The 22041-nt window shown below is 36.8% G+C and carries 10 protein-coding genes, 2 other RNA genes and 1 riboswitch; of the genes, 10 read left to right on the top strand and 2 right to left on the bottom strand.

Going from position 1 to position 22041, the window contains the following annotated elements:
* The first annotated feature begins 8 nt into the window (after positions 1-8).
* The 4 genes from AC0IXC_RS14910 (at position 9) to ssrS (AC0IXC_RS14895) (ending at position 1621) form a co-directional block, all read left to right on the top strand.
* Positions 9-281 carry a YpbS family protein gene (locus tag AC0IXC_RS14910; protein WP_002030845.1) on the top strand — a complete coding sequence of 91 codons (273 nt, stop codon included), beginning with the start codon at positions 9-11 and terminating at the stop codon, positions 279-281.
* Positions 282-283: 2 nt separating this feature from the next.
* The gene (locus tag AC0IXC_RS14905; protein ID WP_016101461.1) at positions 284-1117 is read left to right on the top strand and encodes a sulfurtransferase; all 834 of its coding nucleotides are present in this window, start codon (positions 284-286) and stop codon (positions 1115-1117) included.
* Positions 1118-1233: 116 nt separating this feature from the next.
* A non-coding RNA gene (gene ssrS, locus AC0IXC_RS14900) (6S RNA) lies at positions 1234-1416 on the top strand.
* 21 nt (positions 1417-1437) lie between these two features.
* A non-coding RNA gene (gene ssrS, locus AC0IXC_RS14895) (6S RNA) lies at positions 1438-1621 on the top strand.
* A gap of 55 nt (positions 1622-1676) precedes the next feature.
* Here ssrS (AC0IXC_RS14895) and AC0IXC_RS14890 read toward each other — a convergent pair.
* Positions 1677-2126, bottom strand: a complete 450-nt coding sequence (locus tag AC0IXC_RS14890) for a hypothetical protein (RefSeq protein ID WP_002030848.1) — start codon at positions 2124-2126, stop codon at positions 1677-1679.
* A gap of 83 nt (positions 2127-2209) precedes the next feature.
* Here AC0IXC_RS14890 and AC0IXC_RS14885 point away from each other — a divergent pair, with 83 nt between their 5' ends.
* From AC0IXC_RS14885 to AC0IXC_RS14860, 6 genes are all read left to right on the top strand, one after another.
* Positions 2210-2521 (top strand): hypothetical protein, encoded by a 312-nt coding sequence (locus AC0IXC_RS14885; protein WP_002126505.1) that lies wholly within the window; start codon positions 2210-2212, stop codon positions 2519-2521.
* A gap of 3 nt (positions 2522-2524) precedes the next feature.
* On the top strand, positions 2525-3760 hold the full coding sequence (locus AC0IXC_RS14880) for a glutathionylspermidine synthase family protein (RefSeq protein WP_471653014.1): 1236 nt from the start codon (positions 2525-2527) through the stop codon (positions 3758-3760).
* Positions 3757-4143 carry a DUF350 domain-containing protein gene (locus AC0IXC_RS14875; RefSeq protein WP_471653013.1) on the top strand — a complete coding sequence of 129 codons (387 nt, stop codon included), beginning with the start codon at positions 3757-3759 and terminating at the stop codon, positions 4141-4143. Before AC0IXC_RS14880 ends, AC0IXC_RS14875 begins: the two co-directional genes overlap by 4 nt.
* Before the next feature lie 206 nt (positions 4144-4349).
* Positions 4350-4515, top strand: a riboswitch (M-box (ykoK) riboswitch).
* A 354-nt stretch (positions 4516-4869) separates the two neighbouring features.
* Positions 4870-5595: a P-type ATPase actuator domain-containing protein gene (locus tag AC0IXC_RS14870; protein WP_002011924.1), complete on the top strand. Its 726-nt coding sequence runs from the start codon at positions 4870-4872 to the stop codon at positions 5593-5595.
* A 132-nt stretch (positions 5596-5727) separates the two neighbouring features.
* On the top strand, positions 5728-6594 hold the full coding sequence (locus AC0IXC_RS14865; RefSeq protein ID WP_002135339.1) for a 5'-3' exonuclease: 867 nt from the start codon (positions 5728-5730) through the stop codon (positions 6592-6594).
* Between the two features lie 187 nt (positions 6595-6781).
* Positions 6782-6922, top strand: coding sequence for an FbpB family small basic protein (locus AC0IXC_RS14860; protein WP_001228051.1), 141 nt, complete (start codon positions 6782-6784; stop codon positions 6920-6922).
* A 67-nt stretch (positions 6923-6989) separates the two neighbouring features.
* Here AC0IXC_RS14860 and AC0IXC_RS14855 read toward each other — a convergent pair whose 3' ends face one another.
* Entirely contained in the window at positions 6990-22022 is a 15033-nt protein-coding gene (locus tag AC0IXC_RS14855; RefSeq protein WP_471653012.1) for a DUF7507 domain-containing protein, read from the bottom strand.
* Positions 22023-22041 lie beyond the last annotated feature (19 nt).

The raw sequence follows: 22041 nt of genomic DNA, 5'->3' as shown, positions 1-22041 counted from the left end.
AAGAGAAGATGGAAGTACATAAAGCAATTACAGCACATTCTCGTAAACAAAATGAAAGTGTAAAAGCATGTTTACAATTAGATGCGCAGCGTGAAGCAGCTATTGAAGCAGCCGTATCTCTTGCGTCAAAGGGGAAAGAATTTTCGGTTGATATCATTAATGTTGTAACAAAGCAAATTAATGATCTTGCAAAAAATGGTGTTACACTGCAGCGTAAACTTGTTACAAAAGATATGGTTATGGAGTATGTAGGTCGTTTGCAAGAGAAAGAAGGTCGTTAAAGATGGTTGTTACAGTCGAATGGTTACGTGAGCATATAGAAGATGAGAATGTCCGTATAATCGATTGTCGATTTGATTTAGCGAATCCTAATTGGGGTAGAGAGAAGTATGAGGAAGAACATATTCCTCATGCGTTATATTTTGATTTAAATTTAGATTTATCAAGTCCTGTAGCAGAACATGGTGGCCGCCATCCGTTGCCAAATATTGAGGAGTTTGCAGACAAGCTTTCACAGGCCGGAATTGATGAACATACGACAGTGATTGCGTATGACAGTCAAGCTGGTGCAATGGCTTCGCGTTTATGGTGGTTATTAAACTATGTAGGACATGAGAAAGTGTATATATTAGACGGTGGATTTCCAGCTTGGAAAGAGAATGGATTACACACAACGCCGAATATCCCAGTTATTGCACGAAAACCTTTTATACCGGAAATACAAGAAAATATGCTTGTAACGATGGAAGATGTGAGAGGGAAAATTCGTGCAGGTGCAAATATGACATTAATTGATTCTAGGGAACCAAAACGTTATGCTGGTGCGGAAGAGCTCGTTGATTCGAAGGCAGGGCATATTCCGACGGCAGTAAACTATTTTTGGAAAGATGGGATTTTAGAATCGGGACACTTTAAAAACGAAGAGGAACAGCAAGGGCGTTTCCAAAATCTTGATAAGGAGAAGGAAACAATCGTATATTGTGGTTCTGGTGTTACAGCGTGCCCGAACATAGTTGCATTAAAATTAGCTGGTTTTCAAAATGTTAAATTGTATACAGGTAGCTGGAGCGATTGGATTTCTTATCCAGAAAATCAAATTGCAAAAGAAGAAGATTAATCACTTGCATGCAAAAATAATTTGTATTAAAATAAGGTCACAAGCAAGAGATTGCTTCAAAAAAATTATATTTTACACATTGGAAACAATGTGATAATATAACGACAAGTAAATAATACATCCTGCGGTGTGCGTAACTTATTTATGTCTAAAACCGATGTTAGTTTTACGGAAGCTCAATATTTAGTGACCATTATCAAGCCTTCCTTGTGGAGGAAGATATACGGTAACTGTGAGGGCATCCACCTGCGAGTAGCGGGTTTTTGGACATTTACGAGAGACGGCACTTGCGGGGGTCTTATTTCAACTAATAGTATATAAAATTCCTACGGTGTACGTAGCTTGTGTATGTCTTAAACCAATAAGTATAATGCGGAAGTTCAATATTTAAATGTAGATAGCAGGCCATCTTTTTAAGAAGGAAGTTACAAACATTTGTGAGAACATCCACCTGTGAGAGCAGGTTTATGGACATCTATAGATAACGGCATATGTGGGACTATATAAAAAGCCTTACGTTTTATACGTAAGGTTTTTTTGTTGAATAAATATACTCATGTTATCTCGATTTACCTGTAAAGTTCCCATAATAAATATAGCACTTGCGGTCTTCATCAATTTCTCTTGAATCGAGGGTGAATTCCAAATGTATTCCATCCCGTTGAATATATATAATATCTGAATGGAGAGAGGGTAATATATCCTCGTAATTCCAAATATCTTTACTTTCTATCATAATTGAGCAGGTTTCCTTTAGTTCTCTAATTTCAAAACCTATGTGCGAGTATGTAGGATCTGAAGGGTCGTTGGAAAAAACTTCTTTTTGTATATATAACACTGCTGTTCCGTCTGGATCTACTGAAGTTGCAGTAACGATATATGTATTTCCATCTTTTATAAAATATTCACAAGTCATGCGCGCGACAATTTCAGAATTAGAAATATTTGCGTAGTTCCATAAAGCTGGATACCCGTTTGTTTCATCATTGAGCCGATATTCCAATCGCATTTTATCCCTCTTCTTCCTTTTTCTTCTACTTTATCATGACATCTTATATAATAGAAATATAATTTAAAAAGGGGAGTGCAAAGGTGACAAAAACGAAATGGCTAGTAGGTGGTGTCCTAACATCTTTAATGACGGGCACTTTATTTGGCTGCGCGCAAGATATTCCCCCCGAACCGAATGATAATAGTTGTTCTGATTGGGATTGGGATGATGAGCTTGGTGTTTGGCAGTGTGATGATAGTAGTTCAGGTTATCGTGGACATTACTTTTATGGTGGTACATACTATCAAAATAAATCCACCTTCAAAAATTCATCAGAGTTTAAAACTTATCAATCTTCGGCCGAATTTAAAGGTGGAATTGGAAGCGGTTCAAAGGGAGGATTTGGGGGCTAACATATGTCGCAATACATAAGGGATCGAAAAGAGTTTTATTCGAAATATCCGAATTTTTGGTCGGATTTATATGAATGTGAGTATAGTTTGTTTCATGTTTTCCCGATAACAGAGCAAACGATGAAACAATTACAAGTAGCAACTGAACGAATGGGGAAAATATTTTTTAAGACTGCTAGAATTCTTCGGAATGTATCTAATGAACAGCTTCTTGAACTCGGTTTTCCAACTACAAGCTTGCCTTTTATTAGACTGAAAGGGATGTATCCTGAATCTGTTATTTCACGATTTGATTTTGCTTTAACAGAGGATAATCGTATTAAAATGCTTGAGTTTAATAGTGATACTCCAACTTTTATTGTGGAATGCTTTCAAATGAATGGAAAAGTTTGTGAAGAACTTGACTATGATGATCCAAATGCAAATCAAGAGCGCTTACTTTCTTCTGGTATTACAAAAGCCGTAATGGAGTTTACAAAAGGAATGGAAGATCCAAATGTTGTTTTCACAGCTCATCCTGAACATATAGAAGATTGGAATACGACTATGTATTTGAGTGGGCTATGCCATGTTGAAAATAAAGTAATGCCAATGACAGAACTTAGAATTACAGATGATGCTTTAGTAGATAGAGATGGTGTACCAATTGATGTTTTGTATCGCCAAACATATCCAATTGAAGACTTAATTGAAGATCAAGATCCCGAAACGGGGGATTTGGTGGGAGTAGAACTTTTGCAACTTGTAAAAGAAGGAAAGCTTTTTATTATAAATCCTTTGTCGGCCTTTTTACTTCAGCCGAAATCAATTCAATGTCTTATTTGGGGATTAGCAGAAGAAGGTGCTTTTTACACAAGTGAGGAACAAAAGTGGATTAAAGAATATATGCTTCCTACATATTTAGAGCCAGATTTATTTTTTGGGAAAAGTCCGTTCGTTCAAAAACCTTCGTTCGGTAGGGAAGGTGACACGATTACGATTCGTGATAAGGATACAAATATTATGATTCGAAATGCACATGAAACGTATAAATCGTCACTGCCTATATTTCAGAAATATACAGAGCTTCCAGTTGTATTTTTGGAAACTGAAAAAGGAATTGAGAAGCTGTCGTACGTGTTTGGGGCTTTTTTAATTGCTGGAAAAGCGAGCAGCATCGGTATACGTGCCGGAGAAAAAATTACGGGAAATGAATCGTATTATTTACCGGTAGGTATTAAGAAGGAGGAAAATAAATGATTAAATTTTTACTATATTTAGCAGTATCACTTGTACTTTTGTGTATCGGTCTTTTTCTTATGGAAGTGACAACGAAAGTTAAGGAATTTAAGTTAATGGCTCAAGGGAATAAAGCGGTAAGCTATGTACTTGGAGGAAGACTACTTGGTCTTGCTATCGTTTTATATTCAACGGCTGCTAATTCTATTTCAATTCTTGATATGGTTTCATGGGGAGCTGTTGGGATTTTAGCTCAAATTATTGTCTTTTATTTAGCGGAATGGCTTACACCACGTTTTAATATTAATAAAAGTCTTGAAGAAGATAATCAAGCAGTTGGTCTTTTCCTTATGTTTTTATCACTTTCCATCGGAATTGTAATTGCTGGTTGTGTAACGTATTAAAACCCTTACATTTTAACGTAAGGGTTTTATTTTTCATTTGCTAATTTTTTGCAATATGTGTTCAATTAATTTATGTAGCCGAACGCTGAGCAGGATGCGTATTAGTGTACTAATAAACTCGAGATAGTTATTGTAATAAGGACAAGTTTCCATACAAAGTGTTGACATCTATTTTAAATAAGAGTAACATTTTCTATGTAATTATAATAAGTCTCTGTTAGGTGAGGCTCCTGTATAGAGAAATGCTACTGCCCAAAAATGTCGAGAGACGCCAATGGGTCAACAGGAATGATCGAATTAAGGTTTTTCTTAACGTAGCTGGTAATGAACCTATGCTATACAGTGCTAAAACTCGGCGAGGGAGAGGTCCATAGATTTCTAATTGTATTATATTAGGAATCGCTTATTTGTGTATGCAATGACCTTTGCTCTCTTATGAGTAAGGGTCTTTTTTGTTAGCAAACTATGAGTAATTTCATAGTATAGATTATAACTAAAAAATTAAAGAGGAGGTGAGGAGCATGTCAAATTCTGACTCGGTTCCGTTACCCATATACTTCAAATCAAAAATATATGATGTAGGCAGGAAACGACTTGTTCCTCCCTCTATATTTATCATAATGTAGCGTTTATTCGAGTATTTAAGCGCTAGACACTTTCACAGTAAAGTGGATAAATTGAGAAACAAAGCGTTTCTTCCTATGTTGTAAAGGAGGAGACGATAATATGTTATATGTAAATAAAAGTGTGGGTAACACTTCGTATAAATTAAGTAAAAAAGCAATGAAAGAACAAACAATGCTTCAAAAAAATAAAGATTTATTAATTGAAATCGCAACAAGAGATGTAAAATCTGTATTTGCGTATTTTAAAACAACAAGAGACGGACTATCTATGAAAGAGGCACAAAAGCGTATTCAAGTATACGGACGAAATGAATTAACTTCAAAAAGAGCGCGTATTGCGGAAGTAATGATGAAGCTAAGTGGAATGATCCCAGGTCTTTCAAAACAAAATATGGGTGATGAATTACAATGTGAAACAGTTACTGTTTCTAGAGTAGCTGGCTGTAGCGTAACAGGGCTAAACAGTGAACTAAAAATGATGAAATTACCAGTACAAGAGCTTGTACCTGGAGATATGATTTTTCTTGCAGAGGGCGATACAGTGCCAGCAGATGTACGTATTATTTATGCAAATGATTTATTAGTAAATGAATCTATGCTGACAGGAAACGATGCTAGTATTGAGAAATTTGAAAGTTGCTATCATCTTGAACGTAAACGATTTATTCCATTAAAACGGATGAAAGACTATAATCCACTTGAACTTGAAAATGTATGTTTCAAAGGTACGTATATTGTTGACGGAAATGCAAAGGCTGTAGTTGTTTCGACAGGTAAAAATACGTATTCAGGAATACTTCATACTTGTTGCGGTAGAATGTCTTAATGTGTTAATGATGCTAAATATACAAAAACAATGTATAATAGACAAAGTTGAACAAAAACGTAGAATGGTAATCTATATATAACCTTACGTGATAACGTGAGGTTATTATTTTTTGTTAGTAGGAGAGGAATTATGAAAAAAGTATTATTAGTTGATGGTATGGCACTATTATTTCGTGCTTTTTACGCAACAAGTGTATATGGACAATTTATGAAACGACAAGATGGTACCCCGACGAATGGGATTCATGGTTATATGAAGCATTTATTAACAGCAACACAAGCAATCGAACCAACGCACATTGTAACGTGCTGGGATATGGGAAGTACGACATTTAGAACGGAATCTTTCTCGAATTATAAAGCAAATCGTGCAGCACCGCCGGAAGAATTAATTCCGCAATTTGATTTAGTGCAAGAAATGACTGCGAAATTATCTATGCCTGTAATCGGTATGAAAGGTTATGAAGCGGATGATTGTATCGGTACGCTTGCAAAACAATATTGCAATGAAGCGGAAGTTTATATTTTGACAGGTGATACAGATTTACTTCAACTTGTTGATACGAATGTTACAGTTATGCTTCTTCGTAAAGGAATTGGAAATTACGAGTATTACACACCGGAAAAAATCATGGAAGAGAAAGGTGTAGAACCTTGGCAAATTGTTCATGCGAAAGCTTTCATGGGAGATACAAGTGATAATTATCCGGGTGTAAAAGGTATTGGTGAAAAAACAGCGTATAAGCTGATTCAAGAATACGGGACAGTATCGGCAGTGCTAGAAAATATAGCATCATTAACGAAAGCGCAGCGCACAAAAATTGAAAGTGATTTAGAGAATTTAAATATCTCTTTACAATTAGCGCAAATTCATTGTGAAGTTCCAATTTCATGCTTATTAGAAGAAGGGTTACACACAATGGACGAAGAAAAACTACGCTTTGTTTGTAACGAAATGAATTGGGGAAGACCTGAAATATTAATTAATATGCTTTAAAGAGCATGGAAAGGTTGATCAAATATATTTTTGATTAACCTTTCTTTTTTTGTTCACAAAGTTGTCAGAAAATAAACGAAATTTTCATCTGAAGTTCAAATGGAATTCACAACAATCAATTATTATAAGGACACACAGATAAATCCTTATCTTTTATATAAACCATCCCCCAAGGAGGAAAATAAACATGCGAAAAAAAGTGAGAAAATCCTTTAAACAATTATTAATAGAAAATAAACAATCCCTACTAACTAATAAAGAGAATATGAAAGAAATTGAAGAACGGATTGAGAAACGACATGTAGCATATAGTGCTGCTAGCAATTGATAATTTTGTTTATGAAAAAAGCTTGTAGTTTGGATATTATCCGAACTACAAGCTTTTTCTTTTTTGATTAACGCCACCAAATCCAAGTCCAAAAGTAATTTCGTATATTTCGAGGAGTAATGCGTATGAAACGTTCACCGTCAAAGAAACAATTTAAATTTGGAAGTGTTTCATCTGGATTTTCTGGAATGAAGGTGACGATGTTTTCGTTACTTGTAATGGTTACTGTGATTGGTGGATCGGTAGGAGAGACTTGAAGTTGTAAAGAAACGTTTGCCTTGTTTTTAAATTCATTATTAATAGGTGGACTTATCACTTGTACTGTGAATAACACGATAATTGTTTCGTTCGGTTCCAAATTAGTAGCGACTAGGAAACCGATATTCGGATTCGCTAGTGGAGAGCGTTCCCCATTAATGAAGACCGTACCGTTCATAAATTGTAAACCTGCTGGAATGGTGTCTTGTAATGAAATATTTGAAAGTGAAATCTCGGAAGTATTCGTAATACGCACTGTATAATCAAAATATTGGTTTAAATAAGCAGAGCTGACGGAAGCATTTTTTATCACTGCTGCCGTTATAAATTGAACGGGTATACGAACAATATTCGAATTGACAATGAAAATAATAATTGGATCCTGTGGTGTCAATTGGAAAGCAGCTGTAACTGTTGCGGAATTGATAATTGTACTGTTTGAAGGGATAGAAGTTACGAGAACTTTAAATGTTATAGTTGCTACTCCATCTGCCGATAAGGAACCAATGTTAATACCAGTGTCTGGTCGAATATTTGGAACCGGAGTACCGTTAATTGTTACACTGTTTTCTATAAATGTTGTACCAGCTGGAATCATATCTAAAACGGAAGTACTTACTGTAGGAATTGGGGAATGATTAAATACCTCTAATGTGAATGTAATAATATCTCCTATAACGACAGAAGATTTGTCAGCGTTTTTCTCAATGCGCACCATTGGATCAACGATCGTTGTTGTAACGGTATTTGTTTGCTTTGTAATTGTAATAGGTGGTTCATTCGGATCAATGGTAACAGTATAGGAAACAGAAGCGTCGTTATTGATAGCAGTTTGAAGAGTCGAAGAAGATATTGTTACTTGGAACGTAATGACAACAGATTCATTAGGAGCAAGGTTTCCTAATGGAATACCATTTTCAGGATTCGCATTAGGCTGATTGATCCCGTTAATCGTAACACTGCCAGTAATGAAAATTGTATCTACTGGTACGGTGTCTATGGCAAGAAGGTCTTCAATCGTTACATTACCGCTATTAGTAATTGTAATTGTATACGTTAAAGTTTGACTAGGTAATGCATTCGTGGCATTAACAGATTTTATGGCAACGACATTATCATTTTGGACAGTTGTTGTGACAGTATTTGTTGTAGTCGTATTTGTAACAGGTAAGTTATTTGGATTGACTATATAGTTAAAAGTAGTAATTGCTTTGTTGTTGAGTTCATTTGGTGTTGGAATAGAAGTTACAGTTACTTGGAATGAAGCGATGGCATCTCCACCTACAATTATAGTACCAATTGGTATGCCGCTTACTGGATTAACTCCCGGAACAGTTTCTCCGTTTACAATGACACTATTTTCTATAAACGTAGTACCTTGAGGAATAATATCTTGAATGACTACATCATCTGCTGAAACATTACCAGTTTGATTTAGTGTAATCGTATACGTTAACGTATCACCGACCGTTGCAAATGCAAGGTCAACAGTTTTATTGCTATTTAAATTCGCGTGATGAATTTCTGTTACGGCAGCTGATGAAATAATAGTTTCGGTAATAGGTGGCCTATCTGGTACCGTGTATTCATATTCAATTGTACTCGTGTTAGAGATTGGATTTGTTTGCGGAATGGAAATAACCCGGACTTGGAATAGAATAGTTGCTGTCGTATTAGGCGGAATGTTATCAATTTGTATACCGCTAAGTGGATTGTCATTTGGACGAGCGGTGCCATTCACAATAACACTGTTCTCTATAAAGCTCGTATTTGCTGGGATGATATCAGTAACGATAATGTTTTCTACTTGTATATTCCCATTGTTTGTGATGGAAATTGTGTAAGGGATGATAGTTTGTAGGTCAGCATATTGGATAGGCGTTGTTTTTGTTGCAATTACATTAGCAGAAATAACTTCAGTGAAGGTAATATTACTAGTCGATATTTGTTCTTCACCATTAATTGTATAACGAGAAGTGGATTGATTTTGAATACGACCGCTAGCTGGAAGAGCTAACACAGTAACGGAAAACGTGACTGGGATAGAAATGTTAGGAGCAATCGTTCCTACAAGTATACCAGTACTTGGATTCGCGTTAAGCTGAGGAATATTATTTACTAAAACGCTACCGTCTATAAAGGTTGTTCCATCAGGTATGTTGTCTGTAAATACAACAGCAGTAGCATCTGTATTTCCTATATTCGTTAAAGTTGTTGTATAAGTTAAAATGTCGCCAATCGTTACAGAAGTCGAATTAACAGTTTTCAGTGAAACGATATCGGCATCATTAATTTGGACGAAAGTAGTATTGGAAGTAGTAGATTTTTGAATTGGTGCAAAGTCAGGATTGAAAATAAAGTCGTAGACGATGTTTGCAGTATTAGGCGTTGGATTTAAAGCTGGTAAATTCGTAACGGAAACTTGGAACGTTATTGTAGTCGCTTGCCCTGACGCAATATTAGGAATGAAAAAGCCGATATTCGGATCTGCTGCAGGAAGTACAGTGTTGTTAACTGTTACACTTCCCGGAATAAATACTGTTCCATCTTCTATAGTATCTGTAAAAAAGATGGAGTTAGTTGTAGTAGATCCGTTATTTTGAATGAATACTGTATATTCAATGGTGTCATCAATGTTAGCTAATACTTTATTAGCGGATTTTGTAGCGATAAGAATAGCATCAATAAATTGTATATTTGTAGTATTGGAAGAGGTCGTTTCTGAAATTGGTGGTGCGCTTGGTTCCGGTTGATATTCATAGTGTATAACAGCGATATTATTAATAGTATTTTGTGCAGGTATAGAGACTACATTTACTTGGAACGTAACAATAATCGTATTATTTGGAAGGATAATACCAAGATTGATACCGGTAATTGGATTTTCGTTAGGTCTTGGTATGCCATCTACAAGGATGCTATTTGGAACGAATGTGGTGCCAGCAGCAATTGCGTCAATTAGGAGAGTATTTGTAATAGGTACTGTACCAGCGTTTGTAACGGCGACTGTATATGTGATGATTTGACCGATGCGTGTAATGGATCTATTGGCGGATTTAATTGCACTAACATTTGCCGTCCGCACTTCCGTGTTTACTGCATTTGATAACGATCTACGCTGAATAATCGGAGAGCTAGGGTCAATTTGGTATTCGTACGAAGTGTCTGAAATATTAATGACTGTATTGCCGGACGGTATATTTGTAAGTTGTACTTGGAATGAAATAGTGATTGTTTCATTTGGTTGTATCGTGCTGAGAGTTACTCCGTTTTCAGGATTCGCGCCAGGCTGAATCACATTATTTATTGATAAGCTATCTTCAATGAATATAGTACCTTCTGGAATGTTATCAATAAACACGGTATTGTTAGCTGGAATGGTTCCTATATTTTGTAGTGTATTTGTGTAGGTAATAATTTGCCCAATTGATACGAAAGTTACATCCGCGCTTTTAACAGAAATAATATTTGCATTTTGAAGTGATGTTGTAACAATGTTAGAATTTGCAGAGCGATTCACCGGTGGAGCTGTAGGAATACTTACATATTGGTAATTTGCAGAAGATTGATTTACAATTTCGGTTTCAGTAGGTGGATTGTTTGTTTGCACTTGAAATAGTATCGTTTTGGAACTGTTTGCTGGAATTGTTCCAAGTGGTATTCCGTTTTCTGGATTTACACCTGGCTGCAGGACACCGTTAATTGTGACACTATCGGAAACGAATGTAGTCCCAGTTGGAATAGAATCTGTAAAAATAATATTTATTGCGTCAACATTGCCGATATTTTTCACTTCAGAAATATAAAGTATAGTTCCACCAATATCTACAGTTATTGGATTGGACGTTTTTGTAATTGTCAATTGTGCTTGCACGAAATTTGTAATGACAATATTACTTGTAGATGTTTCAGTAATAGGCGGCTGGCTTGGATCTGGTTGAATTGAATATGTTGTATTGGATTGATTTGTAATCGATTCTTGCGAGAATGAATCGTTAATAAGAATTTGGAACGAAATAAGGTGAGTAGCGTTTGCTACTAGGTTAGGCAAAGCAACCCCTACATTTGGATTTGCACCAAGTATAGCTGTTCCATTAAGTGTAAAACTATTTTCTACGAATGTAGTCCCTTCTGGAATAGTATCTGAAAATATGAGATTAGTAGCTGGAATATTTCCGGTATTTTCTAGCGTTATCGTATAAGTCAAAATATCACCTGTTGTTGCTTGTTGTGCATTGACAGCTTTTAAAGAAAGAACATTCGCATCCGAAATTTGTGTGAAAGCTGGATTAGACGTAATTGTTCGAGAGATGATAGGAGAGGTTGGATCGGCGATAAAAGTATAGTCAATACGGGCTATATTAGAAATTGGATTCACGCTTGGAATGGATTGAACGATAACTTGGAATGTGACGGTGACAATTTCTGACGGCGCAACGGAGTTTAATGGTATTCCTACGTTTGGATCGGCACCTGGAACTGAAACGCCATTAATGGTCACGCTATTCGGAATAAATGCAGTTCCTTCTGGGACCAAATCTGTTAAAGTAACTGTATTTGCAGTTGTATTTCCGTTATTTTGAACGACTACCGTGTAAGTGATTGTACCGTTAGTAGATTGTACGAGAGAATCTGTATTTTTAATTACGGATAACGATGCATCAACGACAGCTGTATTAACCGTATTAGATGAGGATGTTGCTGTAACTGGAGGTTGACTTGGATCGACAATATACGTGTAACTTGTAATGGCTTGATTTATAATCGCCCCTTGCGGTGGAATAGAACTTGCAAGAAATTGGAACGTAATAGTAGCAGAATCACCTGGTGCGATAATACCAACTGGAATACCGAGAGTTGGACTTGCACCTGGAAGTGAAATCCCGTTAAGCGTGACACTATTTGGAACGAATAATGCTCCTTCAGGAACACCGTTAATGAGTAATACAGAATTTGCAGGGAAGTTTCCAGTATTCGTTAATGTTGCTGTATACGTAATTATATCTCCGATAGATACGATTGCTCGATTTGCTTCTAAAACAGTTGTAACAGTCGCGTTATTAATTTGTGTTGAAGCGCTATTAGAATTTATCGTGCCTGTAACAGGAGGAGCTGCCGGATCAACAATGAATGCGTATTGAATAGATGCAACGTTTGTAATTGGGTTTGAAGGTGGAGTAGATGTGACTATGACTTGGAAAGTAACAGTTAAGGAACTGTTCGTACTAACGGTTCCGATATTAACTCCGTTATTTGGATTTGCCCCTGGAATGATACTTCCATTTACAGAAAAGCTATTTTCAACAAAGGTCGTTCCAGCTGGAATAAGATCTGAGAAATTTAGATTCGTAGCGTTTGTATTGCCGCTGTTTTGAATCAAAACTGTATAAGTGATTGTGTCTCCGATATTCGCAAAGGCTGTATTAGCAGTTTTTACAGCTGAAAGTATTGCTGAATTAATAGAAGTAACGAAGACGTTCGTCTCCACATTGCCAGGCTGAGTCTGTAATGAATTGCCTACGTTATATTGGAAGTTAACAAATCCTAAGTTTTGGAGTTCAGGTGTGAAGGTTGTTGGATTGCTTATTATTTGGACTTGGAACATAATTGTTACGATTTGATTTGGAGTTATTGTATTTATGCCAACACCGTCAATGATAGAAGCGGATGGTAATGAAGTGCCATCAACAATGACTGATCCTGCAACAAATTGTGTCCATGTCGGTATAGGGTCTGAGAAAACAACGTTGTTAGCAGAGATATTTCCTGTATTCGTAATAGTGGTTGTATACGTAATCGTATCACCGATCGTTGCAAAAGCTTTATCTCCTATTTTAATAGTGTTTAAAATAGCACTTTCAATTTTTGTTGTAACGCTATTAGAAGTAATATTTTTTGAAACAGGTGGATTAGCCGGATTAACGATATGCTGGAAGCTAACGCTAGCTTGATTGGTAATTGGATTTATAGGCGGAATTTCATCGGCACTAATATGAAATGTTACGATGACAGACTGGTTTGGCGCGATATCACCAATTGGAACGCCTGTAATTAGGTCTGCATTTGGGATGGTAGTTCCGTTAAGTGTAAAACTATTCGGTTCAAAGGAAGTTCCTTCTGGAATTAGGTCGGTAAAAATAACACTCGTCGCACTAACATTTCCGCTATTTGTAATCGTAACTGAGTAGACAATATCTTGCCCAATATCTACTGTTTCCACATTTGAATTTTTTTGTGCAGTAAGGATAGCGCTATTAACTTGTGTTGTCGTTGTATTAGATTGATTAGAGGTTGAAATGAACGGCTGATCTGGATCAACAATATAACGGTAAGTGGTAAGAGCCGAATTAGAAATAGGATTGTTAATTGGGAGGGTTGAAACGATGGATTGGAATGTGACGATTGATGTGTTTCCACCATTAATTGAACCGATATTTACACCAGTAGATAAATCAGCGTTTGGAATGGTTTGCCCATTAACTGTGAAACTGTTTGGAACGAAACTTAAATTGCTATCAAGTATATCGATAACGGTAACATCAGTAGCAGCCACATTCCCGGTATTAGGAAGGTTAAGTGTAAATGTTATTGTATTACCAACATCCGCAAAAGTAAGATTTGCTGTTTTTGTGCTAATAATATTTGCGTTGTTTATTTGAAGAAGTGTAGTGTTGGAGCTAGCTGTATTCGATACCGGCGGATTACTTGGATCAACAGTAAACTCATATGTCGTTGATGCTGTATTCGGTGCTGGATTAATAGGTGGAATGCTGTTCACTGTAACTTGAAAGACGATACTATATATTTCATTTGGTGGAAGTGCTGCAAGTAATACACCTGTATTTGGATCCGCATTAGGTTGTAAAATGCCATCGACAGTTAATGTGTTAGGAACAAATGTGAGTCCACTTGGTAATACATCTGTGAATACAATATTAGTTGCATCCGTATTGCCTACATTGGCAATAGAAGTAGTGTAAAAAGCAGTTTGCCCGACATCTGCAAAGGATAGACTTTCATTTTTCGTCATAGATAATATAGCTTCTCTAATTTGTGTTGAAACAGGATTACTAATTGAAGTTTCTGCATCAGGCGGTGAGACTAATTGATACGATGTTGATGAGAAATTTACAATTGGGTTTTCGGTTGGTAATGACGCCACGTTTACTTGGAATGAAACAGTTACTGTAGACCCAGCTGTTATAGGCCCAATATTTACACCGTTCGATGGGTCCGCACCACTTTGAGAAACCCCGTTAATAGAAAATGAGTTTGCAATAAATGTAGTTCCGCTCGGCATTGTATCTGAGAAAATAACATTTTGTGCGGATGAGTTTCCATTGTTTGTTAAAGTAACAGTATAGGTGAGTGTGTCTCCAACACGACTAAAGGATTTATCGACTTGTTTTAATGAAAGAATGGTAGCTGTGTTAATTGTAGTGAACACTGTGTTTGAAGTAACATTCCTTGAAACAATAGGGGCATTAGGGTCAGCGATAAATGTGTAAGAAGCACTAGCCGAATTGGCAATAGGATTTTGAACGGGAGTAGAAGTAGCGGTAACTTGAAATGCTATTGATATTGAGTTGTTAGGAGCTATTGCTCCAATCGTTATACCTGTATTAGGATTAAGACCAATTTGCGTGATGCCATCTATTGTAACGCTATCAGTAATAAATGTTGTACCATCTGGTATAAGGTCAGTGAAAGTAATATTAGTTGCGTTTGTATTACCACTATTCGTTAAAATTGTCGTATAGGTAATGGTATCACCTAGCGTTACAAGTGTTTGATCGACTGATTTAATCATCGTAATCATAGCATCTAATACAGGGTTTGTAACAATATTCGTTGAAGTAGAAGTTGTAGTAGGAGTTCCGCTTGGATCAACAGTATAAGAATATAAAATTGTGTCATTATCCATAATCGAGCTTGAAGGGGGAATAGAAATAACATTTACTTGGAAAGTAACGGTTACTGTCGCGCCAGGAGCGATATTTGGTAAATTTACTCCAAGTGCTGGTTGCGCACCAGGTTGCTGAACTCCATTTACTGTAACTGAATTTGGTATGAATGTAGTGCTAGCTGGAATAGCGCTTGTGAATGTTATATTCGTTGCTGCTGTATTCCCTGTATTTGTAATAGTAGTGGTATACGTAATCGTATCTCCAACTGAAACTATAGATTTATCAGCACTTTTTTGGGTTGTTAAAATTGCACTATTAATAGTTGTCGAAACCGCATTAGATACATTCGTTTGTGATACGGCAGGTTGGCTAGGATCGACCACATGTGCAAATTGTACAGAACTAAAATTAGAAATTGGATTTATACTTGGAATGTTTGTAACAAGTACGTTGAGAGTAATAATGGCCGTTCCACCTGGATTTATATTTTCAATCTGTATCCCGCTAGCTGGATTTCCAATTTGCTGTGTACCAGAATCGCTTGTAAGAGTCCCGGAAATAAATGTCGTTCCGTCAGGTAAAATATCTGTGAAAATTATATTTTGTGAAGTGACATTTCCAGGGTTATTTAATGTAATTGTATAAGAAATGGTATCGCCGATCGTTGTGAAATTTTTATCCGCGGATTTAACCGCTACAATTTCCCCGGAATTTATTTGTGTCGAAACAGAATTGGATGTTGTACTTCGTGAAACGAGTGGTAAATTAGGTCCTGTCATAAATTGATAATTAATAGAAGCACCGTTTACAACCGGTGAGTTTGGTCCCCCAGGCCCAATTGTGAAAATTGGATTTGGAATACTAACTACTTGCACGCGGAAGGTGACGTTTATAAAATCTCCTGTAATAATATCTCCAATTGGTATCCCATTCGCTGGATTTACTCCAGGTAATAAAACCCCACCTACTCGAACGCTATCTTCTATAAATACTGTATTATTTGGAATCGGATCTGTAAAAATGATATTAGTAGCAGTCGTGTTCCCTATATTTTCTAATAAAACAGTATACGTTAAAAATGAATTTCCAGGTGCTACGTCAGAAAAGATACGATCCACACTTTTCGTTGCTTGAATGATTGCTTCATTTATTTGAACTAAGACCGGATTACTAGTAGCCGTTTCTGTAACAGGCGGCTCGGTAGGATCAATAATAATAGAGTATGTTGTGCTAGATTGGTTCATCGTAGGGTTTGAAGCTGGTATTGAACCGACAATGGCTTGGAAAGTAATGGTTGTCGTTCCTCCAACTGGAATTGGGTCTAAAGGAACCCCGTTATCTGGCCTAAATCCAAGTTGTGGGATGGTATTAATTTGTACGCTATCAGGCACGAATGAAAGTTCAGGTGGTAATATATCTATAAAAACAGGTGTGTTTGCAGTTGTATTTCCACTATTGGTAAGGGTTGTTGTATACGTAATTGTATCTCCAACAGCAGCAAATGCACTACTCGCAGTTTTTGTTGCGATAACGGAAGCAGTATTTACTTGTGTAAAAGTTTTATTGGATTTAACTGTTCGTGAAACAGGTGGTTCATTAATATCTATAATAAAACTATATTGAACCGATGATTTATTAGGGATTGGATTAGGATTGGGAATCGTTGCAATGTTTACTTGAAAGCTGAGTATAACTGATGCATTTGAATTTATGTTACCGATATTGATACCATTTTGTGGATTTGCATTAGGAATGGTTGTTCCATTTACTGTAAAACTATTTGGAATAAACGTTGTACCATCTGGAATTAAATCTGTAAAAATAACATTGTTTGCGGTAGTGTTACCGGAATTAGTAATGGTGGAAGTGAAAGTAAGTGTATCTCCAATAGTAGCGAATGTTGAATTGACAGTTTTATTTATAGATAGAGTAGCATCAATAATTGGAGTAACCGTTGTGTTTGTAATTGTACTACCAACAGCAGGTGATTGGTTTGGATTCACTGTATATTCATAATTTACAAGGGCGTTATTTGTTAATGTGCCACTAGGCGGTATCGCTAAAATTTGTGCTTGAAAAGAAATAAATACAGTATTACCTGGTGGAATATCTGCTAAGTGAATACCAAGTGATGGATCTAATCCTGGTTGTGGAACATTATTGATAGTTACGGAGTTTTGGATAAATGAAGCTCCTGCGCCAAGCCCATCCGTTAAAACATTTGCACTAGCAGGGATATTTCCAGTGTTTGTAACTGCAATCGTATAGGTAACGATATCTCCAATTGCAGCTGTCGGTGTATTCACTGATTTAGTAGCGACGATCGTAGCGTTATTAATTTGAGTTGTTATTACGTTACTTAACGCATTGGCGGATGCTGGAGGTAAGTTAGGATTTACGAAATATTGGTACGTTGTATTACTTTGGTTCGGGATTGGATTTGGATTAGGGATGGAATTTACTATTACTTGAAATGAGATTGTTGTATTTGTATTGGGGTTTATTGGATCAATTGCTACGCCATTTGCTGGATTTATATTAGGGAGTGTAGTACCATTTACTGTTACACTATTTGGAATAAATGAAGTCCCACTTGGAATGGCATCTGTAAATACTATATTTGATGCAAGTGTATTCCCGCTATTTGTTAAAGTAGTCGTGTACGTAATAATATCATTTACGTTAGCGAACTGTTTATCTGCAGATTTTGCAGCGGTAATCGTAGCGTTATTAATTGTTGTCTGTACCGTGTTAGAAGCCACCATCTGCATTACAGCTGGTTTGGATGGATCGTACGTATATTGGAATGTTGTGCTTGATTGATTCGTAATCGGATTTACAGCAGGGATAGTTGGTACAAGAACCTGGAATGCAACGGTTCGTGATGAATTCGCTCCTATCGTACCGATAAAAATACCGTTAGCAGGATTTGCATTTGCTATAGGGACATTGTTAATCGTTACAGTATTAGGAATGAACAGGGTACCCGCTGGAATGATATCTGTAAACGTTACATTAGAAGCAGGGATATTCCCTTTATTTGTTAAAATAGTCGCATATAATATGACATCACCAACATCAGCGAAATTTGTGCTCGTTAGTTTTGTAGCAACAATATTAGCAGTATTAATTTGTGTAGTTACTATATTACTAGTAGCGTTTTTCACAACAACAGGTAAATTTGGATCAGCGATAAAGTTATATTGAAGTGAAGCGCTATTTTGAATTGGATTTGGTGAAGGTAGCCCATTTGCACTTATTTGAAAAACAATCGTTGTAAAACCACCTGCAGGAATGGAGCCGACTTGAAGGCCGGTACTTGGGTCTGCACCTAGCTGTAAAGCGCCACCTATAAAAATACTATTTGGTACGATAGTGGTGCCGGGAGGGATTATATCAGTAACAACAACATTGTTTGCTGTAGTATTCCCAAGGTTAGCTAAGGAAATTGTATATGTGATTGGTTGCCCGACATCGGCAATAGTTAAATCTACCTCTTTGACAATAACTACATTTGCTAAATTAATTTGTGTACTTACAGTATTACTTAAAGATGTTTCTATAATTGGTGGATCACCTGGATTTAGAACGAAACTATACTGTGTACTCGATGAATTAGTTGTTGGATTTTGGGCTGGTAAAGCAGCGACAGTTACTTGATAAGAAACGGTAATTAATCCGCTAGCAGGAATAGAAGGTAACAGGACACCGATATTTGGATCTGCATTGTTTTGCAAAACGCCATTAATAAGAAAAGTATTTGGAATAAAGGTAGTACCATCTGGATTTATATCTATGAAAGTAGGATTATCAGCAGAAACGCTTCCTGCATTCGTTAAAATAACGGTATAAGTTAATATATCTCCAACAGTAGCGAACGCTCGATCCACTGATTTTGCCGAAATTACATTTGCATCATTAACTTGGATAAATGTAGTGTTTGTAGTTGTGTTTGTACTTACAGGAGAAGCGTTTGGATCAACGATAAAGTTATAGGAGATGGAAGCGCTATTCAAAATAGGATTAGGATTTGGAATACTAGTTATTAATATTTGGAATGAAGCTGTAATTGTAGTATTAGCATTGATGCTACCAATATTTATGCTAGCTGGTGTTGCGCCCGGCTGAGTAACACCGTTAACTATAACACTGTTCGGTACAAAGGAAGTGCCATTCGCAATGGAATCGGATAGTAATACATTGTCCGCTGTAACATTTCCAGCGTTTGTAAGAGCAAAGGTGTAAGTTAATACATCTCCAACTTCCGCAAACGTTTGACTTACAGATTTATTAGCATGAAGATTTGCTAGTCTAATTGTTGATGTAACAGAATTAGAATTTGCTGTTTTTGAAGTTGGTGGCAGGCTTGGATTTACAGTGTAAATATAAGAGGAGAAAGCGTTATTAATGATAGGGTTTTGTGCAGTAATGTTAATGACTGTTACTTGGAAGGATAAGGTGAAAGTAGCTCCACCAGGAATTGTGCCGATAGGTAAAGCAACGAGAGAATCTACATTTTGCAAAACGCCGTTGAGCGTTACAGAACCTAATGTTAATATCGTTCCGTTTGGAAGTGGATCTGTTAGTTGAACGTTATTAGCGGGCGTATTTCCACTGTTTGTAATAAGGATTGTATAACTTATCGTTTCGCCAATTGTGGCAAATTGTTTATTTGTAGATTTTGTTAATGATAAATTCGCATTATTAATTTGAGTAGAAACGAGATTAGAAGAAATGTTTTTCGTAACGGGCGATTGGCTAGGGTTGACGGTGTACTGATAAGAAGCGCTTGATCCGTTAGATACGACATTTGACGCGGGTATTGTATTAACTACTACTTGAAATGAAACGTTTTTGGTTGTGCCAGTTGCGATGGATCCTATATTCACACCGTTAGCCGGATTTGCTCCAACTTGTGTCGTACCATCTATTGTTAAACTGTTTAGGACAAAAGTTGTTCCTGTAGGAATGACATCTGTAAAAATAACATTGTTCGCATTCGTATTACCTGTTCCTGTAAAGGCAACAGTGTAAGTCAGTGTATCGCCAATATCTGCATAGTTTTTATCTACTGCTTTCGTCATTGTTACAGTAGCATTATTCACTTGCGTGGAGACAATATTCGTCGTGTCAGTCCCGCTTACTGCCGGCTGGTTTGGTACAGGAATGTATTGATATGTTGTTGTACCACTATTTAATATTGGATTTGTTTGTGGGATAGAAGGAACGAATACTTGAAAGGAAATAGTAGTAGTAGAATTTGCAGCAATAGATCCAATTGATATACCATTAGCGGGATTTGCTCCCCCTTGAGTAACTCCGTTAACAGTTACACTCCCTGGAATGAAAGTAGTCCCGCTAGGAATCGGATCTGTATATATAACATTAGTTGCAGCGATATTTCCTATATTAGCTAAGGCAATACTGTAAGTTAACGTTTCACCAATATCGGTAAAAAGTTTGTTAACTGATTTTGTGCCATTAATATCTGCGAGGTTAATTTGTGTTCCTGCAGAGTTACTTGTTGCAAGACCGTTAAAAGTCGTTCCTCCGGCAATCGGTGTATATTGAAATGTAATATTAGCAGTGTTAGAGATAGGATTTTGACTTGGAAGAGAAACGACAGTCGCTTGGAAAGCTACTGTACGAGAAGAGCCATTATTAATTGTCCCCAGAGATATACCGGCGACCGGATTTGCGTTTGTTTGTGGTACGTTATCTATCGTTACGCTTCCAGGTATAAAGGAAGTACCGTTAGGGAGAACATCTGTAAAAGTAACGTTATTTGCAGGAAGAAGCCCGGTGTTAGGAACAGTAACTGTATAGGTTAGAATATCTCCAATTGTAGCGACACTTTTATTCACGCTTTTAGTTGCTTGTATATTAGGTGAGTTTATATTGATTTGTAAACCGACTGTATTTAACATATATGCATCCCCGTTAGTAGTTAAACGAATTGCGGCAGATACTTGGGAATTTGTTAAATAAGGAGAAATATCAATGGAAGTAATGTCCCATCCTTGTCTTCCAGCGGAGATATTTGTACTTGTAGAGGCACTCTGGTTTCGCGTTCCAAATGTACCAGTTGTATCTAAGTTCCCTGCAGCATTATTAATTTGAGAACCGAAGAAATTATTAACAGCATTATTTGGCCCAGATAATGCATTTAATGAACTGAAATTTGGTCCAAATAAAGCTTGATCCCCAGTTAAATCAGCATCCCCTTCAGTAGAACTTAAAAATAATCTCCCGCTTACAGGTCCCCCGGCAGGTGTTAAAAACCCTGAGACAGATACATCTGCACTACCGGTTTCTACAGAAACACGGTTACCAGCTACGTAAATTGTTAAATTTCTTGCGGGTAATGAACCGTTTTGATAAGCGACAATAAGCGTCCATCCTGCAGAATTAATGGCTCCATTAGAAGCGTCTAAAGGATCTACAAGTCCAGGAACAGAACCTGTTGTATAAGATCCAGATCCAGCAGCTTGAACGAGTGATGTTACATCCGCTGATCGTGTATAAAATCCAAATGTGACAGATCCAGAAACGAATGTTTGATTTGAAGCTGTAACAGCTGAAGGGGTAATCGAGTATGTTGACACAGGTGTTGTAAAAGAAACTGGGTTTCCTAATACACTCGTAATGTTTTGATCACGAGATAAATAGTTTCCACCCCAAACAAGTTCTGCGTAAAGAATAGTGCTACCAGCAGGGATATTTAAAAGAGCGGTAGAACTATTTTGTGTATAGTTTAACGTTGTACCAGCAGGAAAAGTAGGTACTTGTAAAGCAGTATTCGTAGTTACGAATGCACCAATTGCCCCGATTGTACCAGCACGGTTTAGATTACTAATTTTACTTAAGCCTAGTGTATTTCCTGTAATAGCGAGTGCGCCGTTAGTGGTGGTAGAAAATCGATTCGTAATGGGCATGTTGTCACCTCATTTACAA

The sequence above is a fragment of the Bacillus sp. AC266 genome (assembly GCF_979253805.1).
This window is presented reverse-complemented; position numbering and strand designations above follow the sequence as displayed.

What these genes read in the sequence shown, in the direction of transcription:
- AC0IXC_RS14860 (WP_001228051.1), top strand. Translation starts at nt 6,782, where the DNA reads ATGCGAAAAAAAGTGAGAAAATCCTTTAAACAATTATTAATAGAAAAT.
- AC0IXC_RS14890 (WP_002030848.1), bottom strand. Translation starts at nt 2,126, where the DNA reads ATGCGATTGGAATATCGGCTCAATGATGAAACAAACGGGTATCCAGCT.
- AC0IXC_RS14880 (WP_471653014.1), top strand. Translation starts at nt 2,525, where the DNA reads ATGTCGCAATACATAAGGGATCGAAAAGAGTTTTATTCGAAATATCCG.
- AC0IXC_RS14905 (WP_016101461.1), top strand. Translation starts at nt 284, where the DNA reads ATGGTTGTTACAGTCGAATGGTTACGTGAGCATATAGAAGATGAGAAT.
- AC0IXC_RS14855 (WP_471653012.1), bottom strand. Translation starts at nt 22,022, where the DNA reads ATGCCCATTACGAATCGATTTTCTACCACCACTAACGGCGCACTCGCT.
- AC0IXC_RS14865 (WP_002135339.1), top strand. Translation starts at nt 5,728, where the DNA reads ATGAAAAAAGTATTATTAGTTGATGGTATGGCACTATTATTTCGTGCT.
- AC0IXC_RS14870 (WP_002011924.1), top strand. Translation starts at nt 4,870, where the DNA reads ATGTTATATGTAAATAAAAGTGTGGGTAACACTTCGTATAAATTAAGT.
- AC0IXC_RS14910 (WP_002030845.1), top strand. Translation starts at nt 9, where the DNA reads ATGGAAGTACATAAAGCAATTACAGCACATTCTCGTAAACAAAATGAA.
- AC0IXC_RS14875 (WP_471653013.1), top strand. Translation starts at nt 3,757, where the DNA reads ATGATTAAATTTTTACTATATTTAGCAGTATCACTTGTACTTTTGTGT.